General features: G+C 42.3%; 23 protein-coding genes. 13 read left to right on the top strand and 10 right to left on the bottom strand.

Annotated features, from left to right (window positions below; all coding sequences use genetic code 11):
• Positions 1 to 13: 13 nt before the first annotated feature.
• The 3 genes from BacF7301_RS20940 to BacF7301_RS20930 all read right to left on the bottom strand — a co-directional run bounded on the left by BacF7301_RS20940 (position 14) and on the right by BacF7301_RS20930 (position 3,152).
• Positions 14 to 1,009, bottom strand: a complete 996-nt coding sequence (locus tag BacF7301_RS20940) for a GntR family transcriptional regulator (protein ID WP_167965893.1) — start codon at positions 1,007 to 1,009, stop codon at positions 14 to 16.
• A 183-nt stretch (positions 1,010 to 1,192) separates the two neighbouring features.
• Positions 1,193 to 1,744, bottom strand: a complete 552-nt coding sequence (locus tag BacF7301_RS20935; RefSeq protein ID WP_167965891.1) for a 30S ribosomal protein S16 — start codon at positions 1,742 to 1,744, stop codon at positions 1,193 to 1,195.
• Between the two features lie 106 nt (positions 1,745 to 1,850).
• A complete protein-coding gene (locus BacF7301_RS20930; RefSeq protein ID WP_167965889.1) occupies positions 1,851 to 3,152 on the bottom strand; it encodes a Na+/H+ antiporter NhaC family protein in 1,302 nt (433 codons plus the stop codon).
• A 121-nt stretch (positions 3,153 to 3,273) separates the two neighbouring features.
• Between BacF7301_RS20930 and BacF7301_RS20925 the strand changes: the two genes are divergently transcribed.
• The 7 genes from BacF7301_RS20925 (at position 3,274) to BacF7301_RS20895 (ending at position 11,367) form a co-directional block, all read left to right on the top strand.
• Positions 3,274 to 3,549, top strand: a complete 276-nt coding sequence (locus BacF7301_RS20925) for a hypothetical protein (protein WP_167965887.1) — start codon at positions 3,274 to 3,276, stop codon at positions 3,547 to 3,549.
• Positions 3,539 to 3,880, top strand: a complete 342-nt coding sequence (locus BacF7301_RS20920; protein WP_167965885.1) for a type II toxin-antitoxin system RelE/ParE family toxin — start codon at positions 3,539 to 3,541, stop codon at positions 3,878 to 3,880. The genes BacF7301_RS20925 and BacF7301_RS20920 overlap by 11 nt, the downstream gene beginning before the upstream one ends.
• Before the next feature lie 198 nt (positions 3,881 to 4,078).
• Positions 4,079 to 5,149, top strand: a complete 1,071-nt coding sequence (locus tag BacF7301_RS20915) for an efflux RND transporter periplasmic adaptor subunit (RefSeq protein ID WP_167965883.1) — start codon at positions 4,079 to 4,081, stop codon at positions 5,147 to 5,149.
• Positions 5,150 to 5,159: 10 nt separating this feature from the next.
• On the top strand, positions 5,160 to 8,192 hold the full coding sequence (locus BacF7301_RS20910; RefSeq protein WP_167965881.1) for an efflux RND transporter permease subunit: 3,033 nt from the start codon (positions 5,160 to 5,162) through the stop codon (positions 8,190 to 8,192).
• A gap of 2 nt (positions 8,193 to 8,194) precedes the next feature.
• The gene (locus BacF7301_RS20905) at positions 8,195 to 9,499 is read left to right on the top strand and encodes a TolC family protein (protein ID WP_369805557.1); all 1,305 of its coding nucleotides are present in this window, start codon (positions 8,195 to 8,197) and stop codon (positions 9,497 to 9,499) included.
• A 43-nt stretch (positions 9,500 to 9,542) separates the two neighbouring features.
• A complete protein-coding gene (locus tag BacF7301_RS20900; RefSeq protein ID WP_167967270.1) occupies positions 9,543 to 10,574 on the top strand; it encodes a sensor histidine kinase in 1,032 nt (343 codons plus the stop codon).
• On the top strand, positions 10,567 to 11,367 hold the full coding sequence (locus BacF7301_RS20895; RefSeq protein ID WP_167965879.1) for a LytR/AlgR family response regulator transcription factor: 801 nt from the start codon (positions 10,567 to 10,569) through the stop codon (positions 11,365 to 11,367). Before BacF7301_RS20900 ends, BacF7301_RS20895 begins: the two co-directional genes overlap by 8 nt.
• A gap of 13 nt (positions 11,368 to 11,380) precedes the next feature.
• On the opposite strand, the gene BacF7301_RS20890 is transcribed toward BacF7301_RS20895, so the two are convergent.
• From BacF7301_RS20890 to BacF7301_RS20880, 3 genes are all read right to left on the bottom strand, one after another.
• The gene (locus tag BacF7301_RS20890) at positions 11,381 to 14,500 is read right to left on the bottom strand and encodes an ATP-binding protein (RefSeq protein WP_167965877.1); all 3,120 of its coding nucleotides are present in this window, start codon (positions 14,498 to 14,500) and stop codon (positions 11,381 to 11,383) included.
• Between the two features lie 181 nt (positions 14,501 to 14,681).
• The gene (locus BacF7301_RS20885) at positions 14,682 to 16,277 is read right to left on the bottom strand and encodes a sensor histidine kinase (RefSeq protein ID WP_167965875.1); all 1,596 of its coding nucleotides are present in this window, start codon (positions 16,275 to 16,277) and stop codon (positions 14,682 to 14,684) included.
• Between the two features lie 484 nt (positions 16,278 to 16,761).
• On the bottom strand, positions 16,762 to 17,289 hold the full coding sequence (locus BacF7301_RS20880) for a DJ-1/PfpI family protein (RefSeq protein WP_167965873.1): 528 nt from the start codon (positions 17,287 to 17,289) through the stop codon (positions 16,762 to 16,764).
• A 166-nt stretch (positions 17,290 to 17,455) separates the two neighbouring features.
• On the opposite strand from BacF7301_RS20880, the gene BacF7301_RS20875 reads away from it, so the two are divergent.
• The 4 genes from BacF7301_RS20875 (at position 17,456) to BacF7301_RS20860 (ending at position 19,612) form a co-directional block, all read left to right on the top strand.
• On the top strand, positions 17,456 to 17,806 hold the full coding sequence (locus BacF7301_RS20875; RefSeq protein ID WP_167965871.1) for a winged helix-turn-helix transcriptional regulator: 351 nt from the start codon (positions 17,456 to 17,458) through the stop codon (positions 17,804 to 17,806).
• A gap of 85 nt (positions 17,807 to 17,891) precedes the next feature.
• Positions 17,892 to 18,335, top strand: coding sequence for a GNAT family N-acetyltransferase (locus BacF7301_RS20870; RefSeq protein WP_167965869.1), 444 nt, complete (start codon positions 17,892 to 17,894; stop codon positions 18,333 to 18,335).
• A gap of 13 nt (positions 18,336 to 18,348) precedes the next feature.
• Positions 18,349 to 19,029 carry an RNA polymerase sigma factor gene (locus BacF7301_RS20865; RefSeq protein ID WP_167965867.1) on the top strand — a complete coding sequence of 227 codons (681 nt, stop codon included), beginning with the start codon at positions 18,349 to 18,351 and terminating at the stop codon, positions 19,027 to 19,029.
• A gap of 61 nt (positions 19,030 to 19,090) precedes the next feature.
• Positions 19,091 to 19,612, top strand: a complete 522-nt coding sequence (locus tag BacF7301_RS20860) for a DinB family protein (RefSeq protein ID WP_167965865.1) — start codon at positions 19,091 to 19,093, stop codon at positions 19,610 to 19,612.
• A 442-nt stretch (positions 19,613 to 20,054) separates the two neighbouring features.
• Here BacF7301_RS20860 and BacF7301_RS20855 read toward each other — a convergent pair whose 3' ends face one another.
• Genes BacF7301_RS20855 through BacF7301_RS20840 form a run of 4 tightly spaced genes read right to left on the bottom strand, consistent with a single transcriptional unit; the run spans position 20,055 to position 22,819 of the window.
• Positions 20,055 to 20,522 carry a macro domain-containing protein gene (locus tag BacF7301_RS20855; protein ID WP_167965863.1) on the bottom strand — a complete coding sequence of 156 codons (468 nt, stop codon included), beginning with the start codon at positions 20,520 to 20,522 and terminating at the stop codon, positions 20,055 to 20,057.
• A 21-nt stretch (positions 20,523 to 20,543) separates the two neighbouring features.
• Positions 20,544 to 21,896 carry a cell envelope integrity protein CreD gene (creD, locus tag BacF7301_RS20850; RefSeq protein WP_167965861.1) on the bottom strand — a complete coding sequence of 451 codons (1,353 nt, stop codon included), beginning with the start codon at positions 21,894 to 21,896 and terminating at the stop codon, positions 20,544 to 20,546.
• Between the two features lie 26 nt (positions 21,897 to 21,922).
• Positions 21,923 to 22,219, bottom strand: coding sequence for a winged helix-turn-helix domain-containing protein (locus BacF7301_RS20845; RefSeq protein WP_122295424.1), 297 nt, complete (start codon positions 22,217 to 22,219; stop codon positions 21,923 to 21,925).
• The gene (locus tag BacF7301_RS20840) at positions 22,220 to 22,819 is read right to left on the bottom strand and encodes a hypothetical protein (RefSeq protein ID WP_167965859.1); all 600 of its coding nucleotides are present in this window, start codon (positions 22,817 to 22,819) and stop codon (positions 22,220 to 22,222) included.
• A gap of 199 nt (positions 22,820 to 23,018) precedes the next feature.
• On the opposite strand from BacF7301_RS20840, the gene BacF7301_RS20835 reads away from it, so the two are divergent.
• Both BacF7301_RS20835 and BacF7301_RS20830 read left to right on the top strand, forming a co-directional pair.
• Positions 23,019 to 23,459 (top strand): MarR family winged helix-turn-helix transcriptional regulator, encoded by a 441-nt coding sequence (locus BacF7301_RS20835; RefSeq protein ID WP_032838155.1) that lies wholly within the window; start codon positions 23,019 to 23,021, stop codon positions 23,457 to 23,459.
• A complete protein-coding gene (locus tag BacF7301_RS20830; RefSeq protein ID WP_167967269.1) occupies positions 23,440 to 24,759 on the top strand; it encodes a TolC family protein in 1,320 nt (439 codons plus the stop codon). The genes BacF7301_RS20835 and BacF7301_RS20830 overlap by 20 nt, the downstream gene beginning before the upstream one ends.

Below are 24,759 nucleotides of genomic sequence, written 5' to 3'. Positions count from 1 at the left end.
ATGGCAAAAAAAATTAGAGTGACTTTCGAAGTCTGACTTCAGTAGGCAGGTACTTCTGTATAGGCGTATCATTAAGGACGAAGTTTGCCGCTTCGTTCCCCATCATTTCCCAGTCGATACTCAATGAAGTGATTCCTTCGTCGATAACTTCATAAGAAGGAATATCATTGTATGCCAGCAGACCGAAATCTTTTCCGCATTTCAGTCCTTCCAATCTTCCTTGTTTCACTACCTTTACTACGTCCTGTTGTTTGATGGCAATGTAGGCTGTTTCTTTCCGTACCACCAGGTTTTCGAGATTTTCCTGTATCTCATACGAGAATCCCTGCTCTTCGCAAAAGCGGATGAAATAATCTTTGCTGCTTTGCGGGTGTTTCAGTCCTTTGGAGAACAGGAAAACGATTTGGCGGTATCTGTGCATCCTTTCTTTCAGTGCCAGTAATGCCTGAAAGAATGATTCGTCAAAGTCCTGGCAGATATAGAAGTACTTCTCTTTTTCGAATTTACCGAAGTCGAGTAGTAGCAGCCTGGCAGGATTAATCTTATTTAATGCCGTGCTGAATTTCTCATTATCGAAATTCATCACTATATATTTATTGTACTTTCCTATGGATTCACGGATGATGGTATTGAACAGCCGTTCGTTGTATTGGTGAAATAGCAAGTCTACCTTATAATTGATAGGCAGATGCTTGACGAAACTGTTGTATAATGCTTCTTTAAATGGAGTATATTGGTCGAGGAGCAGTAAAACATTTGTTACCTGACTCGTCACATAGTATCCTTTTCCGGGAGTGGAGTCAATCAGTCCCCGTTCGCGTAAGTCAAGGAAAGCCTTGAATACTGTATCACGCGATACTCCATATTGTGCACTCAACTGATTGATAGAAGGCAAAGAATCTCCTTCAAGAAATTCTTTCTTGGAAATAGCCTGGCTAAGGTTGTCTGCCAACTGCGTGACCTTACTGGACTGCTGCCCGAATGTTGCTTTCTTATCAGTTCGTTTCATGTTAGTTTTATAAGAGATAACTGTGCTGAACTATGCTGATGCAAAGAAAGGCATTTTATTCTGAAAGAGACTAATTAAACACTATGTTTTAGAGCATAAAATGAGATATAAAAAAATCCCCTCCGGCGAACCGGAGAGGATTTATAGCTTTTTCCTGATTTCTTATTCGGAATCTGCCGAAAATTATTCAGCAGCAGCTTCTGTTGCAGGAGCTTCTTCAGCCGGAGCTGCAGCTTCTTCTGCGGGTGCTTCAGCAGCAGCTTTTTCAGCAGCTTCAGCAGCTTTCTTTTCAGCGAGTGCTTTTGCTTTCACTTCGTTGATTTTCTTTTCTGCTTCCAGACGTGCTTTAGCTTCAGCTTTCTTTTCTTCGTCTTGTTTAGCTTTCAAAGCAGCCAGACCTGACTGTTTGTTGTTTTTCCAAGCTTCGAATTTAGCATCTGCTTCTGCTTCTCCGAATGCGCCTTTTGCTACACCGCCCATAAGATGTTTCTTCATGTAAACTCCTTCACGGGAAAGGATGTTACGTACAGTGTCGCTTGGTTGTGCACCTTTCAGTACCCATGCCAATGCAGCGTCGAAATTCAAATCTACTGTAGCAGGATTGGTGTTAGGGTTGTAAGTACCAATCTTCTCAATAAATTTACCATCACGTGGTGCTCTGCTGTCTGCAATTACAATTGAATAGAACGCGTAACTTTTACGTCCGTGTCTCTGCAATCTGATTCTAGTTGCCATTTTAAATAATTGTTTTTAATGATTGATTTGAATTATGCTATTATCTCGTAATAGCGGGCGCAAAGATACGGCTTTTCTTTTGATTGACAAACATTTCGCCCCTTTTTTACGAATATCGTTTCGGATATCGGAACAGAATGGCGAGCAATGCGCAGGCTCCCATCGTAAAAGGATAATAGAGATTGCCGATGATACTGATAGGGGAGATATTGGCAAGTCCCGCTGCAATCAGCATCTGCGCTCCGTATGGGATAATCCCTTGTATCAGGCAGGAGAACGTGTCGAGGATACTGGCGGTTTTTCTCCGGTCGAGATGGAACTTTTGGGCGATATCCCTGGCTATCGGTCCTGTGGTGATGATGGCGATAGTGTTATTGGCGGTACACAGGTTGGCGATACTTACCAGAGCGGCGATGCTCAATTCTGCGCCCCGCTTGCCGTTGACGTGGCGGGTCAGTTTCCGGATAATAAAATCAATGCCGCCATTATAGCGGATGGTTTCCAGCATACCGCCTGCCAACAGGGTAATGATGATGAGTTCTCCCATTCCTGTTATTCCGGTTCCCATAGCTCCGAACCAGTCGAAGACTCCGAAGCTTCCGGTAGCGATGCCGATGATGCCGGTCGTCAATATACCTATAATTAATACGAGCATTACATTCATGCCGGCAACGGCTGTTCCTAATACTATTATATATGGTATAACCTTTATCCATTCGATAGTCTCTATCTGGACGGGTGCGGTGATGGATAATCCTTGGAAGATATAAATACCCAATACGATGACGGCTGCCGGAACCACTATCATGGAGTTTACCCGGAATTTGTCACGCATCACACATTCCTGTGTTTTCGTTGAGGCGATGGTTGTATCTGAAATAAATGACAGGTTATCTCCGAAAAAAGAACCGCCGACCACGACAGCTACCATAAAAGGAAGGGCTATTTCTGTCTTTTCCGCCAGTCCGACAGCAACGGGGGTGAGGGCGACAATAGTGCCTACGCTGGTTCCGATGGACAGGGAGATGAAGCAGGCGGCGATAAATATTCCTGCCAGTAACAGGTTATCGGGAAGAATATGCAGCGTCAGGTTGACGGTCGCGTCGATGGCTCCCATCTGCTTGGCGCTCTGCGCGAAGGCTCCGGCAAGGATGAATATCCATATCATCAGGAGAATATTCTTATTGGCAGCTCCCACGGAGAACTGATAGATACGTTGGTCCAGTTTCAATCCCTTGGTAATGGCGATGGCGTAGCAGGAAGAAACGAGGAAAGCGACCGTGATAGGTACTTTGTAGAAGTCGTTGACAAGGATAGAAGTCAAGAGATAAAGGCATAAGAATACGAACAGCGGACTTAGTGCCCACCAGCTCCCGATACGGTCTTTATGTGTTTTTTCTTCAGTCATAAATCAGCATTATGGTATTTAATATTGTTTCAAAATTGAAATAGCGGTGCAAAAGTAGTGTTATTTAATTGGTTTCGTTATCTTTGTAGTACAGAAAATTAAAGGAAGAAAGGAGATTGTAATGGAAATGATGAATCTAAATTCGGAATTCTTTCGTCAGTTGAGTTATATAGCTGATGATGAAAATTATATGAAAAAGGCTTTAAAGAGCATTAAGAAGTTGGTGGCAGAAAAGGAAAAAGCATCTACATTGGCTAATAAAGAGGAAATTGGCGATGCAGAGATGACAAAGTCTGAAATTCTGGCAGGATTTGATTTGGCTTGTAAGGATATAAAGTTGAGGATGGAGGGACGTTTAGAGGGAAGAGCTGCGGAGGACTTACTGGATGAATTATAAAGTTAAGATTTACCCACAGTTTGAACGGGAAATCAAAAGATTGTCTAAGAAATATCGCTCTATTAAAGAAGATTATGCTAATTTGCTTGAATCTTTAAAAGAAAATCCGATGCAAGGTGCTGATTTAGGAAAAGGTATTCGTAAAGTTCGTATGGCGATTTCTTCGAAAGGAAAAGGTAAAAGTGGTGGTGCCAGAGTTATAACATTGATATTGGTGTTATCTGACGAAAATATGGAAATAGGTTTGCACTTTATTTATGATAAGTCTGAACGTATTAGTATCTCTGATAAAGAGTTACTTGAAATTTTGAAAAAGAACGGTTTCCTTTAGTTGATAGTTTTTAGTAGAAATATAGCATATCATATCCTGTCTCACAATATTAAGTGAGACAGGATTTTTTTACCTTCTTTCATCTTTTCTTTTTCCGTTTCATCCCCTTCTTTTTCCGTCCCGGAAATTTAAAAACGGATGCTTTTCCCCTTTTCTTCTATTTTCGCGCCGTTGATAACATAACTTATTTAGAATAGAATGACAACGACTAAATTCTCAGTATGTATTTTTTGCCTTTGCTTGTTTGCTTCCTGTGGAAAGGGAGAGAAAAAGGCAGATGAACCTGTACGGGTGAAAGTAGCGGAAGCGGAAACCTTGGTTCCTTCATCGGAACGTGAGTTCTCGTTTATCTCAAAACCATTCAAGGAAACAGAACTCTCTTTCAGGGTAGGCGGACCGATTGACCGCTTCGAGGTGTATGCCGGAAATTTCTATCATCGCGGGGATATTATTGCTGAAATAGACTCCCGCGATTTCCGTATTCGCAAAGAGCGTGCGGAAGCTGTCTACAATCAGGTAAAAGCGGAGTTTGAGCGGATAAAAGTGCTGTATGAGAAAGATAATTTGTCGGCAAGCGCCTATGAAAAGGCACGTGCCGATTATACTTCTGCCAAAACAGCTTTTGAGACAGCAACGAATGAACTGAATGATACCCGGCTGGTTGCTCCTTTCGACGGATACGTCGGAGAGGTGTATATCGAGAAGTTCCAGGATGTAAAAGCAACTCAACCTGTCGTTTCTTTTATTGATATCACTCAACTGAAGATAGAGGCGTATATCACGCAAGATATAGCGTTTCGAGCGGAAAAAATAAAAGAAATAGGCGTCCGTTTTGATGTTTGCCCGGATGCCGTATATCCGGCGAAAGTAGTGGAAGTCTCCAAAAGCACTACGCGAAACAATCTTTCTTTTCTGTTGACTGCGTTGCTGCCTAATAAACAAGGAGAATGGCGCGCAGGTATTTCCGGGAAGATGCTGCTTGAACTTCCGTCTTCATCGTCGGCTCCGATAGTGACTGTGCCGCAAATGGCTCTTAGCCACCGCCCCAGTGAGGGTGATTACGTCTGGACGGTAGATGATGCGACAGGAAAAGTTTCAAGGAAAAAAGTGGTGTTGGGCGAACTGCTTCCGGATGGAAAAGTAGAAGTGAAAGGTGGGTTGCAGGCAGGAGAAACGGTGGCTGTCAGCAAATTGCGTTTTCTGTCGGAAGGAACACTGGTAGAAGTCATGAATAAGAAACGGGAAAAGCCGATAACTGCTCAAAAGTAAGTGGAAAAGTATGAAATTCGTTAAATATTTCTTGCAGAAGAGGTCGGTGACTATTCTGCTGTTACTGCTCGTATTGGGGGGCGGACTGCTTTCTTATGTGAAAATGGGAAAGCTGGAAGATGCGCCGTTTACAATCAAACAGGCATTGGTGCTGACTCCTTATCCGGGAGCTTCTCCTTCCGAAGTCCAGTCGCAAGTGACGGACGTACTGGAAGAGTCCATACAGTCATTGGGAGAATTATACTATCTCAAAACGGAAAACCGTGCAGGGCTTTCTAAGATAACGGTTTACGTAAAGAAAGAAATCCGTGCGGACGAGATGCAGCAGCTATGGGACAAACTTCGTCGGAAAGTCAATGACGTGCAGTCGAAACTTCCTGCCGGTGCAGGACCATCGGTAGTGAACGATGATTTTGGCGACGTGTTGGGTGTTTTTTATGGATTGACCGGTGAAGGACATTCTTACCGGGAACTCGAAGACCAGGCAAAACTTATCAAGAATGAGTTGCTAAAAGTGAAAGATGTAGCGAAGATAGAAATTTATGGTGTGCAGTCTCCTACGATTGATGTTGTTCTCAGCCCGTCCGTTATGGCACGGAGCGGCATTACTACAGCGGATATTTCCCGTGCTTTCGATGCGCAGAACCGGGTGGTGGATGCCGGTGGTATTGATGCCGGAGTGAACCGGATACGTATCGAGTCAACTGGGAATTTCTATTCGTTGGACGATATACAGAATCTGACTATCGTGTCTCGTACAGGAGAACATTTCCGGTTGGCGGATATTGCCGAAATAAAGGAAAGCTACCAAATACCGCCCGCCAATAAGATGCGGATTGACGGAAAACCAGCGGTCGGAATTGCCATTTCTACCGTTCCCACCGGAAATGTGGTTGATATGGCGGATGCGGTGAAAAAAGAGATAGGACAATTCTCGGAAACAATGCCCGAAGGCTTTGAGTTGCAGACGATTTACGACCAGGGATATGAGTCGGCCGTGGCAAATCAGGGATTTATCTTAAACCTGGTTGTTTCCGTTGTAACGGTAGTTGCTATTCTGCTTTTCTTCATAGGATTTAAGAACGGCGTCCTGGTTGGCAGCGGATTGGTCTTTTCTATTTTTGCCACGTTGATAGTCATGTTGATACAGGGAATAGCCTTGCAGCGTATGTCACTAGCCGCTATTATCATTGCCATGGGAATGTTGGTGGATAATGCCATTGTGGTTTCCGATTCGGCATTGGTCAATATGCAGCGTGGAATGCGTAAGCGGGTGGCTATTATGAGGGCTTGTTCCTCGACGGCGTTACCGTTACTGGCGGCAACAATCATTGCTATTTTAACTTTTTTGCCTATATATTATTCGCCGCATATCACCGGCGAGTTGTTGTCATCCTTAGTTGTAGTTATCGGCGTTTCGCTGATGTTCAGTTGGGTCTTTGCGCTGACGCAGACTCCTTTCTTTATTCAGGAGTTTGTCCGTCGGCCAAGACCCGACGAATTGAAGGCTGCTCTTTTTGCAGGTAAGTATTATGATAAGTTCCGTTCGGCTCTGGGGTGGGTGATTAATCATCGGTATGCCACCGTAGGATGCATGGTCGTGATGCTGGTATTGGCTGCCTGGAGTTTTAAGTTTATCCCGAAGGTATTTGTGCCCGCATTGGACAAACAATATTTTACGCTGGATATGTGGTTGCCCGAAGGGACACGGATAGAAGAGACGGATAAGATGGCAATGGAGATGGCGGATTTTATTCGCGGGCAAGAGGAGACGGAGATGGTATCTACGTATGCCGGAAGGACACCGCCGCGTTATTATTTGTCTAATGTATCTTTCGGCCCTCAGTCCAATTATGCGCAGATACTGGTAAAATGCAAGACGTCAAAACTTTCCCGTCAGTTGCATGCACGTTTACAGGATTCGATTTCAATCAAGTTCCCGGAACCGCTGATTAAAGTCAATAAGTTCGAATTAAGTCCGTTGACGGAAGCTGTTATTGAAGCCCGCTTCCTGGGGCCGGACCCTGCCGTGCTCGACTCATTGGTCGGGCAGGCGATAGAAGTAATGCGGCGTAATCCGAAAGTTGCGGATGCCCGTAATGAATGGGGCAATATGTCGATGGTCATCCGTCCGGTGTACGACCCGGTGAAAGCCGGAGCACTAGGCATTACCAAGGCTTCTATGATGGAATCGGTGAAGTCTATTAATGACGGATTGCCCGTTGGCATCTACCGGGATGATGAAAAGAAAGTCCCCGTGCTTTTGAAATCAGGCAATGTAGATATAACCGATGTCGGTTCTTTAGGCGATTTTTCTATTTGGAATGGAGAAAGGTCGGCTCCGCTTTCGCAAGTGACGGAACGGATAGAGACGACCTGGGAATTTCCACAGGTTCGAACCTATAACCGCCAACTCTCAATGGCTGCCATGTGCGGTGTGAAACCGGGGCATACGATGGCGGAAGTACATGGGGAAATCCGGCAGGAAATCGAGAATATGCAACTTCCCGAAGGTTATACTTTCTTTTGGGACGCACAGTATAAAGACCAGGGAGAGGCGATGCAGGCTATTGCAAAATACTTCCCGTTGGCATTTCTGGCATTGGTTGTTATTTTGGTCGCTTTGTTCGGCAACTTCCGCGAACCGGTTATTATCATTTGCATCCTGCCCCTCTCACTGATAGGCATTGCTGTCGGCATGTTGCTGACAGGCTTTGATTTCGGTTTCTTCCCGATAGCCGGTTGGCTGGGATTGCTCGGAATGATTATCAAGAATGTAATCGTACTGATTGATGAGATTAACGTCCAGCACCGGAGCGGGATTGACTTGTACACTTCAATCGTTGAGGCTACGGTTTCCCGAACCCGTCCGGTATTGATGGCGGCTACGACAACCATTTTCGGTATGGTCCCTCTGTTGTTTGACGTAGCGTTCGGTGGGATGGCTGCCACCATTATCTTCGGACTGACGTTTGCTACGGGACTGACCCTGTTTGTCACTCCTGCGCTGTATTCTATGTTCTATAAAGTAAAAGGAAAGTAAAAATGAAGAAAAGAATAATTTGTCCGTTGTTTTACTGTTGCGCTTTTCTGGCTTTACCCGCCATGGCGCAGCAAAGCCCCCTGCTGGAGAAATACCGGATGATGGCATTGGATTATAATCATGACCTGAAAGCGGCAGAAAAGAACATTGCTGCCAGTGTGGAAATAGAGAAGTCTGCACGCGCGGATTTGAAACCGAAACTTTCGGGAGCCGCCAATTTCCAGTACACAGGCAATCCGCTGGAATTAACTTTGGATGTCCCTTCCCTAGGATTGTCGAAGACTGTGGAAGGAAAGAATTTGAACTATGGAGCTTCGCTTTCCATCCTGCAACCGGTTTATACAGGCGGACGTGTACTGGAATCTATCCGAATGGCGCAACATCAGCAATCGTTTGCAAGCAACCAGGCGAACATGCTGAATGATGCAGTCTGCTATCAGACGGATATGCAATATTGGAGTGCCGTAGCCCGGCAGGAGATTGTGTCCGTTGCCGAAGACTTCCGTAATTCGATAGCCTCTCTCGTAAAGACAATTAAGGAAAGGGTAGAAGTGGGGCTTGTAGACCCGCAGGATTTATTGATGGCGGAAGTGAAGTTGAATGAAGCGGAATATCAACTGCTCCAGGCACAAAGTAATTTTGAAACAGGCAGGATGGCATTGAACTCTATGATTGGGCTTCAATTGGAAAATACGACAGAACTGGATTCCCAGATACCGTTGGTGGCAATGAACGATTCTCTATGGCTCTCCACCGGAATGACCCGTCCTGAAATCCGGATGGCTTATGACCGTATCCGCATCGCCGAGAGTTCTAAAAAGTTGAATGATTCACAATTCAAACCTCAATTTTATGTAGGAGTAGATGGCAGTTATTCGTCTCCCGGCTATAATTTCAAGAAAGACTTAGACCCTAACTACGCCGTTTACGCCAAAGTATCCGTTCCTATTTTTGAATGGGGAAAACGGAAAAGCGAGAAACGTGCTTCTTCCTTACGCATCGGAATGGCGGAAGATAATCTGAACAAAGTCGTAGACCAGGTAGAACTAGAAGTGGGTGTAGCGCGCAAGGCATTGTCGCAGGCTATCGAGCGTGTACGTTTGAGTGAAAGTTCGTTGGCAAAAGCCGAAGAGAACGAGGCGAAAGCTGTGGAACGTTACAATGAAGGAAAGGTATCTGTGGTAGAAGTTATTGATGCGCAAACCTATCGGCAGACTTCCCAAGTAAACTATGTACAAGCGAAAGCGGCGGCACAAGGACATTACTCGGAATTAATAAAAGCCCTTCATGGCTATGATTATCGCTAAAAAATAGTAATTTTGTATGAAAAGAACCGGTTGCGATATGAATATGAAGTTGAATACCTTATTATATGTAGCGTTATTTTCAGGACTGGGAGTATTCTCTTTTCTGTTATTGATTAATTATGCTACCTTTCCCGATAAGGTTGCCGATGTATTTCATTCTGCCGGCACACTGGCTTTCTTTATACTGGCATTTAATGTATTGGGATATGCGACGATACGATTGAGCACATGGATGGATAATCAATACGCGCTGAACCTGCACCGTCGTTGGAAATTAATATCCGTCTATGTGGTCGTAATGGGAATGTTCTTCTTATTGAACTACGGTTTGCTGATAACAGCCAAACTGCTGGCGGGGGCTGCCCGTCCGTTTATGTTTCCCAATGGCGGATGGCGGATTCTGATAACGGTGTGGCTGGTGGAACTGGTCATTTTGGGATTGTTGTTGGCGAATCGTTCCATGCGGAATGCATTGAAATTGCAACAAGAAGCGGCCGCCCTGCAAGAAGAAAACAATACGGCACGCTATACTGCTTTGCAAAACCAGTTGAATCCCCATTTCTTGTTTAATAGTCTGAATACATTGATTTCTGAAATCCGTTACAACCCGGCCAATGCGGAACTGTTCACCCAGCATCTTTCTGATGTGTATCGCTATACGCTTCAGTGCCAGAATCAACGGCTGACAACCTTACGGGAAGAACTGGATTTTCTGAATTCTTATATTTTCCTGCACCGGGTGCGATTGGGAGATTGTATCCATATTGATAACCGTCTGCCGGAAGTTTGCCTGGACTCTCAGATTCCACCGCTCACTATCCAACTGCTGGCGGAAAATGTGATAAAACACAATGTTATCCATATGGGAAAACCGATGACCATTGAACTTTTCTATCTCGAAAAGGAGAAAGAACTGGTGGTCAGAAACCGGATACAGGCTAAGAAGAGTGCGACCGCTTTCGGTACAGGATTAAAAAATCTGTCTGCCCGCTATAAGTTGCTGTGCAATCGTGATATTGTGATAGAGAATAATTTGCAAGAGTTTACAGTAAAAATACCTTTGCTCCATGAGTAAGATAAAAGCTGCTATAATAGAGGATGAGATTCCCGCTGCCCGTCTGCTTTGTGACACCTTATCGGCTTTGCGTCCCGACTGGGAAGTACAGTTATTGCCGGGGAATATTGAAGAAGCAGTGGAGTGGTTCGCCCGGCATCCCCATCCTGACATTCTTTTTCTGGATATTCAGTTGACGGACGGTAATTCGTTCCTTTTTATAGAACAAGCCCGTCCTGAAAGCATGATTGTGTTTACCACTGCTTATGATGAATACGCTGTGCGCGCTTTTACGGTGAACAGCATCGATTATCTTTTGAAACCGATTCATGAAGAACGGCTCTTGCAGGCTATCCGGCGTTTTGAGGGGCTGAGCAAAAACTATATCCATGATTTCAAAGCTGAAAGCAGGATGATGGAAGTCTTGCAGCAGCTTGCTGTTGCACAGGAATCCTCTTCGTCTACGCATAAAAAGTACCGCACACGTTTTTTGATTTCCAGTGGCGAGAAACTGCTTACCCTGCAAGTCAGTGATATTGCTTATTTTTATTCAGAGAACAAATTGACATTTGCCGTGACGCACAAGAACCGGGAATATCTTATTGATTTGGCTTTGGATAGATTGTGTGAGCAACTGGACCCCGACCGGTTCTTTCGCACGAACCGTCAGACGTTGGTCTGTATTGATGCCATCCAGCGTATCGAATCCTACTTCTTGGGGAAATCTGTCGTCCATGTACTGCCGCCTTTCAAGGATAAAATCATCGTCAGCAAAGATAAAATGGCTTCTTTCAGAATGTGGCTGAATTATTAGACGACTGCTTGCCTTACAGCAGGATAATACGCTTCTGCATGATGTCGGTCAGTTGCGCTTTCAACAAGCGGGCATTGATAGGCTTGGGCATATAACCGTCAAACCCGCTTTCCATCACCCGTTGTTCGTCCGAAGCAAAAGCAAAGGCTGTGATGGCTATAATCGGCACTTTGGCAGAATATTTGCGAATCTCCTTAGTGGCTTCGTATCCATCCATGACAGGCATATTGATGTCCATCAATACGATTTGCGGATTGTGCTCCTTAAACAGATTGACGGCTTCCATTCCGTCCCAGGCATGTATCAGGTGATAATCATATTTTAGAATAGACTCGAACAGTTTATAATTGCTTTCGTTGTCCTCGGCAATCAGAATCACCAGTTTGTCTTTCTCGATACTGATGGCCTGTATTTCCTTTTCCGGTGCTTTTTCTACAATTTCCGCTTGTTGGTAGGGTAATGTAAACCAAAATGTAGAGCCTTTTCCTATCTCTGACTCTACGCCGATTTTACCACCCATATTATCAACAAGAGTACGGCAGATTGAAAGTCCCAGCCCTGTACCTTGCGCAAATGAGTTCAACTTGACAAAGCGTCCGAAGATGCTGTCCTGTTTATCCTGCGGGATACCACAACCGGTATCTGTGACATAAAAATATAATTCGTCATTTTGCCGTTTGTATCCGAAACGGATGCTGCCCTGCTCGGTGAATTTAATGGCATTTGTTATGAGATTGATGATTAGTTGGGATAATCTGTTTTTCTCTATATGCGCGCAACAAGACTCTGCGGGAGCTATAAATTCCAGTTTTACCTTATCTGATTTGAGTTTTAACTGGCAACTGCTTTCCAAATCACTCATCAAATCGTTAATCTTGACATTGGAGTAATTAAAATCAAGTGTGCCTGCTTCTATCTTGGATAAATCCAGAATATCACTGATAAGTTGCAATAATAAAGTGTTATTGCTTTCAATAATGTTCACGTATTCTTGTTTCTCCTCTTCCTCTTCGGTAGAAGCCAATATGCCTGAGAAACCGACAATGGCATTCAGAGGAGTGCGTATCTCATGGCTCATATTTGCCAGGAAGGCAGATTTCAGACGGTTCGATTCTTCTGCACGGTTTTTGGCGTTAACCAGTTCCTGCTCCATTTTCTTCCGTTCGGTAATGACCAGCGAGGAACCCACCAAAGTCAGCGGTTCTCCTTTATCGTCCCGGGTTTCAACTGCGGCTTGGGCTTCTACCCAGTCTATTCTGTGAAGTCCCTTGTGAACGTTCACTATGCGGTATTCTTCTTTTACCTTATTCGAACGGCCTTCTATCAAGTCTTTGTAAGCCTGTTCTACCCGTGTACGGTCTTCTTTGAATATCTTGGAGAAATATTGCCTGTCGGGCACTGCCAGTTGTTCTTCGGATACATCTTTCCCGAATGTACTAAGCTCTATCGGTTTATTGATGTCGCATAAGATAGTGCGGCTTCGCAGGTCCCATTTCCATGGCACAATATTAGCCACTTCGAGGGACATGGAAAGTTTATTGTTGATGGTACTTAGTTTCTGCTGTGCCCTGTGCAACTCTGTACTGTCCAGGCAGAATACGTCGATAATATTGCTGTGCTGTGTTCCTTTGAGTATTACGTCATAGAAAGTATCGATTTTCTTGAAGTAATAAGGAAAAGTGATTGCCTTGTTTTCGTCGAGTGCTTTCTTTATGAAATACAAAAATTCCGGCATTGATTCCGGGAAAATCTCGCTTGCTTTCTTGCCGATTATTTCTTCTTTGCGAAGGAAGTTCTTTTCGAAATGAGCATTTACTTTCCGATAAATCAGTTCGACAGGCATGCCTTTTTCATCCGTAATCAGTTCTTCCTGCATATAGAGGATAGGCATATTGTTTACCAGATTTTTATAATTAGCCATGGCGTCTATTTCTTTTTGTTGCATTTTCTTTATGATATTCAGGCTATGGATACGATAGAAGAAAAACAAGGCAAGTATAAAGATGAAAGATAAAGAGCCTATGATGAAATATTGGTTTTGTTCCCAAAATGAAAGTGGTTTATGCAGAAAACGGGTGTTTGGAGGACACATGGACGGGGAGAATCCTTTGCGGAGTAATGCTGTATAATTGATGATGGGACCGCCGTCTGACGGTATGTAGAAAGGGAGTTCCCTCGCTTGTTTGCCCTGGAGAATGGCTGAGATGGCATCGACTAATTTTTGGTTGAATTTCTTTTGGTTGTAGGTATAGCCACCTATCATTCCCCCGTTTTCCTCAGTAATATCTGTCATGTTCAGAGTGAATAGAGGGGCGGTTGTTGTCACGATAAGTTTGTGATCGTTAGATACCAATGATGTATTGCTGGCAACTGTCGTTTTATAAAACCAGGATGCGAATAATACGCCTGTCGTTTTGTTGTCGATACGATATAGTGAGTCCAACAATTGATTGGTCGTCATTTTTTTCGGTGTTATAAACTGGTACTCTATATGAGGATGAGATGTTTTTAATTCGTCTTGAATATCTAAATTATTGCTTAAATTAATTTCCCGTTCGTCGCCGATAAATATAAATTTCTTGATATGGGGATTTATATGGTTGATTAGCTGTACATTCTCGCGAAGATAGAGGTTAGAATACAGGAAGACCATATTATATGGATCGGCGAACTGAGACACCGGAACACGGTCGGCGGCGGCTGTCGCTCTTTTTTGGAAATAACCTTCTTGTGGCCCTTGGAAGGCTTCTTCCGAACAAAGAACAATAGGTATGTCTCCCCAGTATTTTCTGTATTCATCTCTCAGTGTAAATGCAGGACTCCCCAATAATACCAATAATCGGGGACGTGGCTGTGAGTATTTTTGAGAAATCATGCTTTTGAATTCTTCCAAAATGGAGTCGTTATCTATCATCAGCGTGTTCATATGCTCTGCATACATCGCCAATTGAGAGTCTTTCTGAACATATTCTGATATGGTAGAAATCATGCGGCTGCTCCACGGTGTAGATTCTGCGTATGAATTAATACATAAAATGTAATTAGAAATATCTATGTCGTTTCTTTGGGCTAGAAGGGATGGTGCAGACAAGAAACATAAAAAAAAGAGCCATAGGCATTTTTTTATATCCATAAAAGTATTTGTTTGTGGTATCTTTATTTATAGTTTTTATTTTAGCAGGACAAATGTAGTGAAAAAACGGATTGGAAACCTGTTTCTATGATTTAATTTTCGGGAATGTCTGTTTTATCGGATGCTTTAACTCTTTTTTATGCTAAACTCGCCTTTCTGCGAGTAATAGCATATCCTTTTATCAGGCTGTATAGGGATGGGTAAACCAAAAGCGGCTGCCGGTGCCTAATTCGGATTTGACACCGATAGTACCGCCAAGATATTCGACGATACTTCTGCAAATGGACAGTCCCAAGCCTGTACCTTTTGAAAAAGAATTGAGCTTGACGAAACGGTCGAATACCTTGTCCACTTTTTCGGGAGCAATGCCCATACCTGTGTCTGTGACGGAAAATTCAATTTCGTTCGCACCTTCTTTCAGATGATATTCAAGAATAATCTGTCCTGTCTCCGTAAATTTGAGGGCATTGTTTATGAAATTCGTAATAACCTGCATCAGGCGCTTCTTGTCCGTATAAATATAATATTCGGGCAGGTCGGGAGTCAACAGGACAGGTACGGGCTTATCCTCTTTTATGTCATAATTGCGCATTATATCCTCACAGAAACTCTTGATGTCCAAATGATCCATCGTGAAATCGAGTGTGCCTGCCTCTATCTTTGACAAGTCGAGAATGTCGGATATCAGTTGCAAGAGTAAATCCGTATTCTCCTGCATGATATTCACGTACTCCTGCCGTTCTTCTTTATCGTCCGATTCGACCAAAAGGCTGGCGAAGCCGACAATCGCGTTTAATGGAGTGCGGATTTCGTGGCTCATATTGGCTAGGAAAGCTGATTTTAACCTGTCCAGATTCTCAGCTTTCTCTTTGGCTATTCTCAGTTCTTCTTCTATCGTTTTTTGGTGGTCGATATCGACGCTGGTGATGACATGTGCCATCTGGCCGTCTATCCAGGCAAATGCTGCACTGAATACACGAAACCAGCATTTGTCAAACGGACGTTGATAATCCCAGGAGTAAACTTTGGTAGGCAGTCCGTTCTCATCTATCAAATGCTTTTTAGGGCAGAACTCACATTCCCCCTTTTTGTCGGTGTAGAGTGCTTCCCAGCATTTCTTCCCTTCGAAATGCTGGACACCGCCATATGGGGCAGCCATAGATTCGTTGGCATATAACATGTCGTGAGAATCGAAAGAATTGACATAAATGTCAACTCCCATATTGTTCATGATACTGCCTAAAGTTTTGCTGGCACGTACTTCTCTTTCTTTATATTCGCGGACAGCAATTTCTTTAGACAGGGAATCTAATATAAGATGAATCATTTGCAACTCCTCATCTGTGAACGGGTTTGTCTGATTTCTGTCAGCAAATCCAACAAATCCGATGATTTTTCCTTCTGAGTCTTTAAACTGACGGACTAATAATGACTGCGCATTATAAAAATCCATTATGGCAATATCATCATGGGATGTGTCTTTATTTCTATTACTATAAAAAGGAGTATTCCTATTCTTTGTATGGGCAATATGCTGTTTTGTCATCTCGTTTATTTCAAAACGAGGTCTTAGGATATTGTTCTCATTCCCAATCGTTTCCTTCAAATAGAAATAACGGAATCCGTCTGTCTGATACACGAATCCTCTTTTGAAGCCATAGTAATTACAAATGTCTGTCAGAGATTCAGTGACTTTCTTCTCAATGGATTCACAGCCGTTCAACCTTTCTAAAAAATGAAGTAAAAATGCATTAAAACCCTCTTTCTCTTTAATCATATATTTTTTTTAACACCTTTAGTTTGTAATACCCCTAGACGAAATCCCACTTTCTGCAATAAAACTTTAAGCTGCTAATATACAAACTTTTAGACTGATAGATTTTTTATTTTGGAATTTTATGATGTCTCGTTTTTCCTTATTTTAGCACGAAAAGAGAAGTGGAAACCGAAGATAAGATGGGAAAGGAAGATATATTTCAAGTATTTGTATGGCTCCTTGATATTCTTGTTTGTTGAATATTATTTGTGTTCGTGTTGTAATGTTCGCTTCCTAAGCCTGAACTTTTAAGTGATTGAATATTAGTGAGATATACCCATTGATTTTCCTTTAAAACCAACGGGTCGTTTCTTTTAAAGCAACGACCCGTTGCACACCGAGGAAGGCATCGTCCCTTTTAAAGGAACGTATCATCCCATAGACAGAGGTTGTGAAATCCTTATTTATGTATCTATTTTTCTATATTTTTTTACTTTATTCTGCCTTACTTTAATGCTTCGACAACTTGCGGCAGCATTGTCCAAATCGTATTTTCATCTTGTGCGGTAAAAAAGTTACCGTCTATCTCTGATTTTTTATCGGTAGCCGTTCCGTTTTGGATGGCCGGTTTAGCTAACGGGTGAACTGCCACTTTTTTACCTTTCGTTATACCTGTAAAGTCGAACATCATTGCTCCGGCGCAATGCCCGATCATTATTTTTCCCTTATCTCCGAAGGCTTTGATAACTTCCATCAAATCTATATTATAAGGTTTGTCCGCATTCTGCTGAAATACAGGTACGGCGTCTCCACAAGAGAAAACGAGTGCGTCAAATTCATCTTCGTGCCCTTTCAGACTGGCAATCACATCATCTGCTGTCAGACTGATTCCTGAATTTGTTTTAATCTCCTTCGTATCCGATACGGCAAATACTTTATATGAAATGCCATTTTCGAAAAATGCTTCCAAGTATTGGAATAATCCACAACCATTTACCGGATTTACTGCTAAAACTGCTACTTTCTTTGCCATAATCATAATTATTAAAATGAAACAATAGTTATTTTTAGTAAGTTTATTACTTTTGTGATGCAAATGTATCTTCCTTTGTGGAGAAAAGCAAGAACGCACCTCTGAATAAGGAAGTTACATGGAAGTAACTATTGCTGTAAGTCAACTAAATACAAAACGTTAAAAGATGAAAAACTTTCACCCGACAGGAAATTGCCCCGTAAGAGATGTACTTAGCCGCTTGGGAGACAAGTGGTCGATGCTGGTGCTTATTACTTTGAACGCAAACGGAACTATGCGTTTCAGTGATATTCATAAAACGATAGAAGATGTTTCTCAGAGAATGTTGACGGTAACTCTCCGTACGCTTGAATCCGACGGATTGGTGGAACGGAAAGTATATGCGGAAGTACCACCTCGTGTGGAATATAACTTGACGGAAACAGGTGGAACTCTGATTCCTCATATTGAAGGACTGGTAGGGTGGGCGCTGGAGAATATGAATACTATTTTAGAACACCGGCAAATACATGTATAGTATTTATTTCAAATATCAGGATAAGTTTCGTTAAAGTAGACTATGGTATTTTAGTTTTTTATATCTTTATGGCAAACTAGATAATATGGAGATAAAAAAAGTAATTTCAGATAAGAAAGAATTCCTCGAACTGTTACTCTTGGCTGACGAACAAGAGGATATGATAGACCGGTATTTGGAACGTGGCGATATGTTCGTTCTGTATGACAATGGATTGAAAGCTGCCTGTGTGGTAACTCGTGAAGGGGAAGGCATTTATGAAATCAAGAATATTGCTACTGTTCCTTTTTTTCAACGTCAGGGATACGGGAAACGTTTAATTGAATTTCTATTCGAGTATTATCAGGACAAGTGTACTGAAATGTTGGTGGGAACGGGAGATGCGCTTTCTACCATATCTTTCTACGAATATTGCGGTTTCACAATTTCCCATCGTATAGAGAATTTCTTTACTGATAACTACGACCATCCGATGTATGAAGAAGGTAAGCAACTGGTGGATATGGTCTATTTGAAGAAAATATTTTGAGGTACGTCTTGCAATGGAAGTAGATATAAATCATTTGGTGAAGGAATATGGAAATATGATTTCTACGATTGCCCACCGGATGATTCAGAATAAGGAAATCGCCCGGGAAGCAGCTCAGGAAGTGTGGTTTGAACTTTGTAAAAGTTTCAACGGCTTTAAAGGTGATTCGGAACTTTCTACATGGATATATACTATTGCCCGTCGTACTGTCGGCAGGTATGCGGAATGTGAGAGACAGGTGAAAATGTTGGAAGTAGAATATTTCCGTTCATTGCCTGAAATCGAATATTCCGGTGCGGAAGAAGCGAAACTGGAGTGGATAAAAGAAAGGTGTGACTGGTGTATCACTGCCTTGAACCATTGTCTGAATAATGATGCCCGTCTAATATTCATCTTTAGAGAGAATGTCGGGCTGCCTTATCGGCAGATTAGCGAAATAATGGAATTGAAAGAAAGTAATGTACGGCAAATCTATAATCGTTCTATTCAGAAAATATCAGCTTTTATGAATGATACTTGTCCGTTGTATAATCCCAATGGCACTTGCAAATGCCGTATCTGTAAACCTGTGTATTCTATTGATATGGATAAGGAATATGCTATGGTGCAACGAATGATGAGGCTTGCCGATTTATATGGGAAGTTCGAAAAGGAACTTCCGAGAAAAAATTATTGGGAGAAATTCCTGCAGTAAGTTGTCACAAACTTCTTTGGCTTTTCCACTAACTATATGTGTAATTTAAAAACATATAGTTATGAGTAAAATTGATTTTTTGAAAGAGCAGATTATAGAAGCTCGCGCATTTGTGAATCGTTTGATGTCTGAATTGCCGGAAGATTTATGGTATGTTGTTCCCGACGGTACAGATTCTAATTTTATCTGGCAGGCAGGACATCTGCTTGTTTCACAGAATTTCCATACAATGACGGCCGTTACCGGAGTGAATGAGAGGGTAGGGCGATTGATGCCTATTAAAGAATATAACAAGATATTTAATGGTATGGGAACTTTGCATCGTTCTATAACAAAGGACTTAATTCCTGTTACTAAGTTGAGGGAACAGTTGGATAACGTTCATCAAATCTGTATCGAAAATTTGGAGTTGATGAATGATGAGGCTTTAGCAGAACCTTTAGCGCCTCTTCCGTTTAAGCATCCTGTTGCGGAGACTAAATATGAAGCATTATCATGGAGCTTTAAACATGAAATGTGGCATAGCGCGGAAATGGAAGCTATTAAGAGGGACTTGGGGTATCCGATAGTTTGGATGAAATAATGAATGGTGTTTGTTTATATTACTGTATAGGTGAATCGGTTTGTTTATGCCTTTTGGGTCTAAATAAACTGGTTCTCTATTTTTACAATTGAATACTTCGCACTTAATAAACCTGATTTCTGTTTATAATAAACTTTTGGATAGTTTATTATAAATGGTATCCAAGTTTATTAAAAACTATTTTTTGCGTTTTTCGGGAATAGATTAAATTGTTTAAGTAAAAATATAAACAAAATAAGGCAATAATCGTTAGACTATTGCCCTATACCATATTTGTTCTGATACTAAAAGATATCAGTTTAAATGTTGTTTATGTATCTATTTTTCTTATATTACTCATGCTGTTTATCACTTTTCTTTCTTCAAAGATACAAAATAAAAAGTCGTTTGTCAAGTGTTTCAGAAGAAAAGCGGGTTGTTTATGCGATAGCGTTGATTTTGTTTATAAATCATATACGGTTACAGCAATTCCCTTGGCTATGAGTTCTTCTTTAATGATTTCTTCGATAAGTTCCCACTTGCCACCAGCCAGTCCGCAACCGATGCGCGGCATATGTACACTTGCTTCATGTTTCGTTGCAAATAGGGCAACTTCTTTCAAACATTGCCGGACTGCTTCATAGCGGATAGGGGGAAGCCCTTTACTGTCTTTGTAAATACCCTGCTGTCCTATCATATTAGCAACATATATATCATCTGCTACCTTAACAAACTGCACGGCTCCCAAAGAGAAACCTTCTTGTGACCTGTACCATTGGCGATAGGCTTCTTCCGCAATTTTCCATTTTTTAGAAAGTGCTAATACAAATCCTTTTCCCCAACCGCCAATATCATTACAGATGTGAGTGATAACTTTATTATTTGGAGCAATAGGAGATGTGGCATCTCCTTTTATATACATTATATCCATAGTTCTATTTTAAAAAGCGGGTTATTCATTAAACCAATCTATTTTCTTTGAGAAATACATCACCATTGCCAGGATAATAAATAATCCCAAGCTGCCTGCCAACAGAGCAAAAGTTTCTAACTGGATAAGGACAAATATATAAAGATAGAGCACTCCCAATAACCCGGACATGATTAATGACGGTTTCTTTCTCTTGGTGATGCCGAACATATATCCGCCTACTAGTATAATCGTCAGTGCGGCAGATAACAGATAGGCAGGGTTGAAGCCGATGTGTTCGGAGAAGGAGAGGAGCAAACTATAAAATAGACAAAGTGCCAATCCCACTAACAAATACTGTAAAGCATGAATACGGGTTTTATTCATAATTTCAGTGAAGAAGATAACTCCGAATGTCAACAGGATAATCAGGATAGCATACTTTGCGGAACGCATGGATTGCTGATACTGCTCTACCGGAATCTTGAAATTGACGCCGAAACTGGAATTATCTACATCTTTGATATTGGAATTGGTATAGTCAATCATTACTTGTGAATAGTTTCGGTTCAAGTTCAGGACTTGCCATTGTGCCGAAAATTCTTTTTCGGTAATATCCCGGTTATTGGGTAAATAGCTTCCTGTAAAGCTCGGTGTGTTCCAATTGGCTTTCAAGTCGACGCGAGTTGTTTTACCCAATGGGATGAAGTTGATGGATTGCGAGCCTTTCAGTTTGATTTTTACTTCGTAAGGCAGTTTCTTGTTGTTTTTCAGTTCCGATAAATCCGCAATGGCGTGTACACCTGTATTATCAATCCCTCTGTTATCCATCCCCGGCTCAAATACATAGACGGAATCTCCGAGGGTGATACTAATCTGTTCGCTGATACCACGCATATCGGTCAGATTCAGGCAAATAGCAGCTCTGTCGAATTGCAGTTGCCCCATATCTATTCTGCTCTTTATCAGTTCTTCCGAGCTGAAAGAACCTTTCAGAGTCAGTTCCGATTGGTACACATTGACCTCGTAGAGGCTTCTTTTCAGGATTTCGGTCTTAAGTTGCCCGTTAATCAAAAGCTCGTCGGGGAAAAGTATCAGGTCTTTGATTGACACCTTCTTTTCTCCGTTGTTCTCTATTACCACCGGGTATTGAATATTCAGATAAGGGCCGGTGACCGTCTGTGCGAGACTCCATTTCTCGCTTACCTCATTGATTGCTTCTTCCTGCGTGCGTCCCCGTTCGGAAATAAGATTTTCAATCATGAACATAGGAATCATCAGAAGAAGGATTAATCCCCCGATAATGACAACCTTGATTGTTTTAGAGAAACGGTGTAGGCATCCCATAGGTTGCTGTGCCTGTTGCTCGTTTGAATTTTCATTGAAACCGTCCATAAGCTGATAGTGTTTAGATGAATGAATTATTTTGATTTTAAAAATTGCTCCAGAGCTTCAATATGAGATTTGAAAGCTTCCCTGCCTTGCGAAGTCGCTTGAAAGGCAGTTCGCGGCTTTCGTCCGACAAAACTTTTGTTGCATACGATATATCCTAGTTCTTCCAGGGCACGGGTATGACTGGCAAGGTTGCCGTCGGTCAATGCGAGCTGCTCTTTCAGAAAATTGAAATCAGCTTCCTCATTAACCATCAGAACAGCCATGATACCCAGTCGTACCTTGCTTTCGAATGCTTTATTAATATATTGGAATGATTCTATCATTTATGATTTCTTTCTTTCGTAATGTAAATAGAACAATATGCCATAGAGGATATGGAAACCGCCGAAACCTATCGTCCAGAACAGAAGTGAATGACCCGCCCAGAAACAATCGACAGCGCCCAGGCAGATGAAAGCATATCCCAGCCATGCCACGCTGGAATAGGTAAACTTGGATGCATTGACCAACGCCAGTCCGTAGAATAGAAGCATGACAGATGCCAGAATATCATAATACTCGTGCATCAGGATAGAAATACATACAATACCGCCTGCCAGCATCGGAAGCGAAAAATTCCATAATGCCCGATAGGTGAGCCGGCTGAAAAACTTCTGTCCTGTCTTCTTGGATTTGCAGTAGGACAGGATGCCGGCAGTAACGGCTGCGGCTGCCAGTACCGACAGGGCTATTATAGCCATTAATTCCAGGGCGACGATTAAATACGTGTCTGGTGTAATAACTTGTGTCGCGATGTACGCGCCAGCCAATGCGTAAATACCTGCCAGGATGGCAGCGATCCCACTAACAGAGATAAACTTTGAGGACTTTTCCATCAACTCTTTTATCTCATTTACCGATTCTAATGCTTTATCTTTATTCATATAAAAAGTACTTTGTAGCGCAAAGTAAAATAAAACATTTAAGATGAACAAGATTTTATCTGATTATTTCAATAAATAGGTTCAAAAAAGAAGTTGGATAGATGAAATTAGTCAAATGTTTGACTAATTCGACGGGAATACGTACCTTTGCCTCCGAAAAGGTAAAAACGATTATTAGAAGGTAAAAACAATAATAAGAATGAGAGAAGGAGCGGAGTTCAGAGAACTCATGTTACAGGTTGTCCGCACACGTATGGCTTTTCGCCGGTCTATGCAACGGACATTAAAGAAGAATAATGCAGGTATTACATTCGAAATGCTTCAAGTATTGAGCAGTTTATGGCACGAACAAGGCATCAGCCAGCAGATATTGGCGGAGCGTATAGCGAAGGATAAAGCATGCCTGACTAACTTGATGAACAACCTGGAAAAGAAAGGATACGTCTGCCGGAAAGAAGACCCGAACGACCGCCGTAATAAACTGGTGTTTCTGACTCCGGCGGGTGAAGAGTTTAAAGAACAGATTCGTCCGGTTTTAGATCAGGTTTATGTATATGCAGAACACATTATCGGTATTGAAAGTATTGAAACCATGTTGTCTGAATTAAACAGTGTTTATGATGTCCTTGAAAAAATATAAACTATATCCGGTCATTTTATTCAGCCTGTTTTCTTTTCCCCAATTGATAGACGCACAAACAGACTCTTTATTTCTTACCGTCGATCAGCTCTTTGAACGGGGCGTACAATATAGCCTGCAACTTCAGGCGGATGCAATGAAAGAATCTATGGCGCAGGAACGGATACGGACTGCAAGAACTGCACGACTGCCGGAATTACAGATTGGACTGAAAGGCGGATTCGTCGGGCAACCCGTTGTTTGGGAACGGGGACTGTCTGCACCTCTCTACCCGGACGCGCCGGACTGGTCACAAAATTATGCGATTGATTTGGCGCAACCTCTCTATCAGGGCGGTAAAATCCGAACTGCTATCCATAAGGCGGATATTGAAAAACAAGTCGCCGAATTGCAGACTTTGACCGACCGGGCGGAGATTAAACTGAAACTGCTGAATCAGTATATGAATCTCTTCAGCCTCTTTAAGCAGCATGAGATACTGATGCGAAACATTGAAGAATCGGAACTTCGGTTGCACGATATACGGCGCATGAAAAAGGAAGGGCTGATTACCAATAATGATGTCTTGCGAAGTGAAATGCAGTTGACTAACGACCGCTTGTCTTTGCAGGAAACGGAAAACAGCATTGTGCTTGTGTCGCAGCAACTCGATATTCTGTTGGGGCAGGACGAGAATGTATTATTGCGGCCGGATACTGCCTTGCTTTATCAAGCAGTTGCCTTGCAATCTTATGATGACTATATCGTTCAGGCTTATGCGAATGACCCGGCGATGAAATTGCTTCGTGCACAAACGGAACTGGCAAGGAATGGAATCCGTTCAACCAAGTCTTTCTCATTACCCAGCGTATCGTTATATGCATCGAATACATTGGCACGTCCTGTTTCGCGTACCTTGGCGGATATGTACAATAATAACTGGAATGTGGGCGTATCGGTTTCTTATCCTTTATCCTCATTGTATAAGAACAATCATAAAATAAAAGAGAGCAAAATGATGATGTCTTTGCGGAAGAACGAGGAAGAACAGAAAATGCAGGGAATACGCATGGAAGTACGTTCCGCATTTTTACGGCATCGGGAAGCCATGCAGAGGGTAGAGGCTTTGAAACTATCCGTCCGGCAAGCAGAAGAAAATTACCGTATCATGCAGAACCGTTATCTGAATCAATTGGCTATCCTGACTGACTTGCTCGACGCAAATTCCGTCCGTCTGAATGTCGAGTTGCAGTTGGTTACTGCGCGCACCCGTGTGATTTATACTTATTATCAACTTCAGAAGGCTTGTGGTCGTCTTTAA

The organism is Bacteroides faecium, from assembly GCF_012113595.1.
GTDB classification, from domain to species: domain Bacteria; phylum Bacteroidota; class Bacteroidia; order Bacteroidales; family Bacteroidaceae; genus Bacteroides; species Bacteroides faecium.
Note: the sequence above shows the minus strand (reverse complement) of the source record. Positions and strands in the feature narration are given on the sequence as shown.

Bases quoted from the DNA above. Each gene is read 5' to 3' on its own strand.
- BacF7301_RS20940 (WP_167965893.1), bottom strand. From the start codon at position 1,009: ATGAAACGAACTGATAAGAAAGCAACATTCGGGCAGCAGTCCAGTAAG.
- BacF7301_RS20935 (WP_167965891.1), bottom strand. From the start codon at position 1,744: ATGGCAACTAGAATCAGATTGCAGAGACACGGACGTAAAAGTTACGCG.
- BacF7301_RS20930 (WP_167965889.1), bottom strand. From the start codon at position 3,152: ATGACTGAAGAAAAAACACATAAAGACCGTATCGGGAGCTGGTGGGCA.
- BacF7301_RS20925 (WP_167965887.1), top strand. From the start codon at position 3,274: ATGGAAATGATGAATCTAAATTCGGAATTCTTTCGTCAGTTGAGTTAT.
- BacF7301_RS20920 (WP_167965885.1), top strand. From the start codon at position 3,539: ATGAATTATAAAGTTAAGATTTACCCACAGTTTGAACGGGAAATCAAA.
- BacF7301_RS20915 (WP_167965883.1), top strand. From the start codon at position 4,079: ATGACAACGACTAAATTCTCAGTATGTATTTTTTGCCTTTGCTTGTTT.
- BacF7301_RS20910 (WP_167965881.1), top strand. From the start codon at position 5,160: ATGAAATTCGTTAAATATTTCTTGCAGAAGAGGTCGGTGACTATTCTG.
- BacF7301_RS20905 (WP_369805557.1), top strand. From the start codon at position 8,195: ATGAAGAAAAGAATAATTTGTCCGTTGTTTTACTGTTGCGCTTTTCTG.
- BacF7301_RS20900 (WP_167967270.1), top strand. From the start codon at position 9,543: ATGAAGTTGAATACCTTATTATATGTAGCGTTATTTTCAGGACTGGGA.
- BacF7301_RS20895 (WP_167965879.1), top strand. From the start codon at position 10,567: ATGAGTAAGATAAAAGCTGCTATAATAGAGGATGAGATTCCCGCTGCC.
- BacF7301_RS20890 (WP_167965877.1), bottom strand. From the start codon at position 14,500: ATGGATATAAAAAAATGCCTATGGCTCTTTTTTTTATGTTTCTTGTCT.
- BacF7301_RS20885 (WP_167965875.1), bottom strand. From the start codon at position 16,277: ATGATTAAAGAGAAAGAGGGTTTTAATGCATTTTTACTTCATTTTTTA.
- BacF7301_RS20880 (WP_167965873.1), bottom strand. From the start codon at position 17,289: ATGGCAAAGAAAGTAGCAGTTTTAGCAGTAAATCCGGTAAATGGTTGT.
- BacF7301_RS20875 (WP_167965871.1), top strand. From the start codon at position 17,456: ATGAAAAACTTTCACCCGACAGGAAATTGCCCCGTAAGAGATGTACTT.
- BacF7301_RS20870 (WP_167965869.1), top strand. From the start codon at position 17,892: ATGGAGATAAAAAAAGTAATTTCAGATAAGAAAGAATTCCTCGAACTG.
- BacF7301_RS20865 (WP_167965867.1), top strand. From the start codon at position 18,349: ATGGAAGTAGATATAAATCATTTGGTGAAGGAATATGGAAATATGATT.
- BacF7301_RS20860 (WP_167965865.1), top strand. From the start codon at position 19,091: ATGAGTAAAATTGATTTTTTGAAAGAGCAGATTATAGAAGCTCGCGCA.
- BacF7301_RS20855 (WP_167965863.1), bottom strand. From the start codon at position 20,522: ATGGATATAATGTATATAAAAGGAGATGCCACATCTCCTATTGCTCCA.
- creD (WP_167965861.1), bottom strand. From the start codon at position 21,896: ATGGACGGTTTCAATGAAAATTCAAACGAGCAACAGGCACAGCAACCT.
- BacF7301_RS20845 (WP_122295424.1), bottom strand. From the start codon at position 22,219: ATGATAGAATCATTCCAATATATTAATAAAGCATTCGAAAGCAAGGTA.
- BacF7301_RS20840 (WP_167965859.1), bottom strand. From the start codon at position 22,819: ATGAATAAAGATAAAGCATTAGAATCGGTAAATGAGATAAAAGAGTTG.
- BacF7301_RS20835 (WP_032838155.1), top strand. From the start codon at position 23,019: ATGAGAGAAGGAGCGGAGTTCAGAGAACTCATGTTACAGGTTGTCCGC.
- BacF7301_RS20830 (WP_167967269.1), top strand. From the start codon at position 23,440: ATGTCCTTGAAAAAATATAAACTATATCCGGTCATTTTATTCAGCCTG.